3 protein-coding genes and 1 pseudogene are annotated in these 4,498 nt (G+C 70.6%); all 4 read left to right on the top strand.

From position 1 onward, the window contains the following. Positions 1 to 706, top strand: a pseudogene (locus tag GUY60_RS34965) (hypothetical protein); the annotation flags it as partial. Between the two features lie 241 nt (positions 707 to 947). Further along, entirely contained in the window at positions 948 to 1,790 is an 843-nt protein-coding gene (locus GUY60_RS34970; protein ID WP_161705318.1) for a nitrilase-related carbon-nitrogen hydrolase, read from the top strand. Further along, positions 1,787 to 3,070, top strand: a complete 1,284-nt coding sequence (locus GUY60_RS34975; protein ID WP_161705320.1) for an aspartate aminotransferase family protein — start codon at positions 1,787 to 1,789, stop codon at positions 3,068 to 3,070. Before GUY60_RS34970 ends, GUY60_RS34975 begins: the two co-directional genes overlap by 4 nt. 72 nt (positions 3,071 to 3,142) lie before the next feature. Beyond that, positions 3,143 to 4,498 (top strand): dihydropyrimidinase (gene hydA / locus GUY60_RS34980; RefSeq protein WP_161705323.1); only part of this gene is annotated, 1,356 nt, incomplete at its 3' end.

The raw sequence follows: 4,498 nt of genomic DNA on the forward strand, positions 1-4,498 counted from the left end.
TACGACGTGCACCATGAGCTGCTCCTTCGAAGCTGTACGGCGATCTGGTGAGACGCCGACGAAGCCGACAGGTCGACAAGCTTCTACGCCCGTAGAGCCCCGTGGTGCCCGGTACGCGGGGGCGGCCACCGAGCCTGACCGTGCCGATGAGCCGGAGCCTGCCGTCGAGTCGGACGTCGACGCCGCGTACGCGACAAGGGAGGCGGTAGCCGCGTTGCTGCGGCTGCGCCGGGCCGGGCGCGGTGGTGAGGCGCACGCGCTGCTGTGCGAGGCGGTGGCGTGGCCCGCGCCCCGACTCCCGATGCTCGCCCGGGAGTTGGAGCGGGCCGGGCTTGCCGCCGACTGGACGACCCTGCTGTGGGAGGCCGCCTCGCTGCCCGTGGCCCGGCTTGTCGCGGCCGCCGACGCGCTGGCCGCCGCAGGCCGCGCCGACGACTGCGACCAGGTGCTCCGCCAGGGCGTGGCCCGGCCCGCGCCGCAGATCGCCGAGGCCGTGCTCGCCCTGGACGACGCGGGCCGGTCGCGGGAGGCGGACACGTTGCTCGACGCGTATCTGCGGGCGCGCATCCCCGAGGACGCGGCGCTGCTCGCCCGCTGCGCGCCGGAGCGGCTCGCGTCCCGGGTGCGCGAGGCGGCCCGCGCGGTGTCGCCCGAGCGGGAGTGGGACGTGGTGCACGCGCTGCGGGTGGCGGGCGTCGCGGCCTGAGCACGCGGACCACGGCGCCCGGCTGCAGCTCGTGTCCCGTGCCCGAACTGCCCGTTTCTCACCCGCACGAGTGCCGAAATGTGATCGACTCCGCCGGTTCACGACGATGGTCTTGCCCCGGGCTGAGACGCGGCTTACGTTCGTCACTTCACGGCCCGGCTCTACGGGCGTAGAAGCTTGTCGACCTGTCGGCTTCGTCGGCGTCTCACCAGATCGCCGTACAGCTTCGAAGGAGCAGCTCATGGTGCACGTCGTACGCGCGGCACTCGTCCAGGCGACCTGGACCGGTGACACCGAATCCATGATCGCCAAACATGAGGAGCACGCCCGGGAGGCCGCCCGGCAGGGTGCGAAGGTCATCGGGTTCCAGGAAGTCTTCAACGCACCCTATTTCTGCCAGGTGCAGGAGCCCGAGCACTACCGCTGGGCCGAGTCCGTGCCCGACGGCCCGACCGTGCGGCGCATGCAGGACCTCGCGCGCGAGACCGGCATGGTGATCGTCGTCCCGGTCTTCGAGGTCGAGCAGGCCGGCTTCTACTTCAACACCGCCGCCGTGATCGACGCCGACGGCACGTATCTCGGCAAGTACCGCAAGCACCACATTCCGCAGGTCAAGGGGTTCTGGGAGAAGTACTACTTCAAGCCGGGCAACCTCGGCTGGCCGGTCTTCGACACGGCCGTCGGCAAGGTCGGCGTGTACATCTGCTACGACCGCCACTTCCCGGAGGGCTGGCGTCAACTCGGCCTGAACGGCGCCCAGTTGGTGTACAACCCGTCCGCCACCTCACGCGGCCTCTCCGGGTACCTGTGGCAGCTGGAGCAGCCCGCGGCCGCCGTCGCCAACGAGTACTTCATCGCCGCGATCAACCGCGTCGGCCAGGAGGAGTACGGCGACAACGACTTCTACGGCACGAGCTACTTCGTCGACCCGCGCGGCCAGTTCGTCGGCGAGAGAGCGAGTGACAAGACCGAGGAACTCCTCGTACGGGACCTGGACTTCGACCTGATCGACGAGGTGCGCACCCAGTGGGCGTTCTACCGCGACCGGCGCCCCGACGCGTACGAGGGGCTGGTGCAGCCGTGACCGACCTCCACAAGCGCCACCGTGCCGTGCTTCCGGAGTGGCTCGCCCTCTACTACGACGAGCCCATCGAGCTCACCCACGGCGAGGGCCGGCACGTCTGGGACGCCTCGGGCCGCAAGTACCTCGACTTCTTCGGCGGCATCCTCACCACCATGACCGCGCACGCCCTGCCCGAGGTCACCCGAGCGGTGAGCGAGCAGGCCGCCCGGATCATCCACTCCTCGACCCTGTACCTCGACCGGCCGATGGTCGAACTCGCCGAGCGCGTCGCCCAGTTGTCGGGCATCCCGGACGCCCGCGTCTTCTTCACCACGTCCGGCACCGAGGCGAACGACGCGGCGCTGCTCCTCGCCACCACGTACAACCGCTCCAACCAGATCCTGGCGATGCGCAACAGCTACCACGGCCGTTCGTTCTCGGCCGTGTCGGTCACCGGCAACCGCGGCTGGTCGCCCACCAGCCTCTCGCCGCTGCAGACCCTGTACGTGCACGGCGGCGTCCGCAGCCGCGGCCCGTACGCGGAGCTCTCCGACGCCGAGTTCATCGCGGCCTGCGTCGCCGACCTGGAGGACATGCTCGGCCAGACCCGTGGCGTCGCCGCCCTGATCGCCGAGCCGATCCAGGGCGTCGGCGGCTTCACCTCACCACCGGACGGGCTCTACGCCGCGTTCCGCGAGGTCCTGCAGCGGCACGGCATCCTGTGGATCGCGGACGAGGTGCAGACCGGCTGGGGCCGTACCGGCGAGCACTTCTGGGGCTGGCAGGCACACGCCGGGAACGGCCCGCCGGACGTCCTCACCTTCGCCAAGGGCATCGGCAACGGCATGGCCATCGGCGGCGTCGTGGCCCGCGCCGACGTCATGAACTGCCTGGACGCCAACTCCATCTCGACCTTCGGCGGCTCCCCGGTCACGATGGCGGCGGGCCTCGCCAACCTCAACCACCTCCTGGAGCACGACCTCCAGGGCAACGCGCGCCGCGTCGGCGGCCTGCTCCTTGAGCGGCTGCGGGCGATCGGCGCGAGCGTCGGCTGCGTACGGGAAGTGCGCGGCCGCGGCCTGATGATCGGCGTCGAGCTGGTCAGGCCCGGCACCGACGAGGCCGATCCGGAACGTGCCGGGGCGGTCCTGGAGGCGGCCCGCGCGCACGGGCTGCTCATCGGCAAGGGCGGCGGCCACAACACCAGCGTGCTGCGGATCGCCCCGCCCCTCTCGCTGACCGTCGCCGAGGCCGAGCAGGGCGCCGCACTGCTCGAACGGGCCCTGCGGGACGTGGAGTAACTCACCGCGCACCACGCCCAGTCGGGCAGCCGTCCCGTACGCATCCCATCGCATCCCATACGAGGGGAAGTCATGAGCACCCGCACCCTGATCCGCGGCGGCCTTGTCATCACCGCCACCGACGAGATCCACGCCGACGTACTGATCGAGGACGGCCGGATCGCCGCCCTCGCCGCCCACGGCAGCGAACCGGCCATGTCCTGGACTGCGGACCGGGTCATCGACGCCACCGACAAGTACGTCATCCCGGGCGGCGTCGACGCCCACACGCACATGGAGCTGCCCTTCGGCGGCACCTTCGCCTCCGACACCTTCGAGACCGGCACCCGCGCGGCGGCCTGGGGCGGCACCACGACGATCGTGGACTTCGCCGTGCAGAGCCAGGGGCGCGCCCTGCGCGAGGGCCTGGACGCCTGGTACGCGAAGGCCGACGGCAACTGCGCCATCGACTACGGCTTCCACATGATCCTCTCCGACGTCAACGACGCGTCCCTCAAGGAGATGGACCTCCTTGTGGAGGAGGGCATCACGTCGTTCAAGCTGTTCATGGCCTACCCCGGCGTCTTCTACAGCGACGACGGCCAGGTCCTGCGCGCGATGCAGCGCTCCGCGGGCAACGGCGGGCTGATCATGATGCACGCGGAGAACGGCATCGCCATCGACGTACTCGTCGAGCAGGCACTCCAGCGCGGTGAGACCGACCCGCGCTACCACGGCGAGGTGCGCAAGGTCCTCCTGGAGGCCGAGGCCACCCACCGCGCCATCCAGCTGGCCCGCGTCGCCGGTGCCCCGCTGTACGTCGTGCACGTCTCCGCCGAGGAGGCGGTGGCCGAGCTGGCGGCCGCGCGCGACAAGGGCCTCCCGGTCTTCGGCGAGACCTGCCCGCAGTACCTGTTCCTCTCGACCGACAATCTCGCGGAGCCGGACTTCGAGGGCGCCAAGTACGTGTGCTCGACGCCGCTGCGCCCGCGCGAACATCAGGCGGCGCTCTGGCGCGGGCTGCGCACCAACGACCTCCAGGTGGTGTCGACGGACCACTGCCCGTTCTGCTTCACCGGCCAGAAGGAGCTGGGCCGCGAGAACTTCTCGAAGATCCCCAACGGCCTTCCGGGGGTGGAGAACCGCATGGACCTCCTCCACCAGGCGGTCGTCGACGGCCACATCACCCGCCGCCGCTGGATCGAGATCGCCTGCGCGGCCCCGGCCCGCATGTTCGGCCTGTACGGCAAGAAGGGCACCCTCGCACCGGGCGCGGACGCGGACGTGGTCATCTACGACCCGGCGGCCACCCAGACCATCTCCGCCGAGACGCACCACATGAACGTCGACTACTCGGCGTACGAGGGCAAGCAGGTCACGGGACGGGTGGAGACGGTGCTCTCCCGGGGGGAAGTCGTCATCGAGGAAAGGGAGTTCAAGGGGCGGGCG

Source organism: Streptomyces boluensis (assembly GCF_009908195.1).
Lineage (GTDB): Bacteria > Actinomycetota > Actinomycetes > Streptomycetales > Streptomycetaceae > Streptomyces > Streptomyces boluensis.

Coding starts and splice junctions, on each gene's coding strand:
- GUY60_RS34970 (WP_161705318.1), top strand. CDS start 948: ATGGTGCACGTCGTACGCGCGGCACTCGTCCAGGCGACCTGGACCGGT.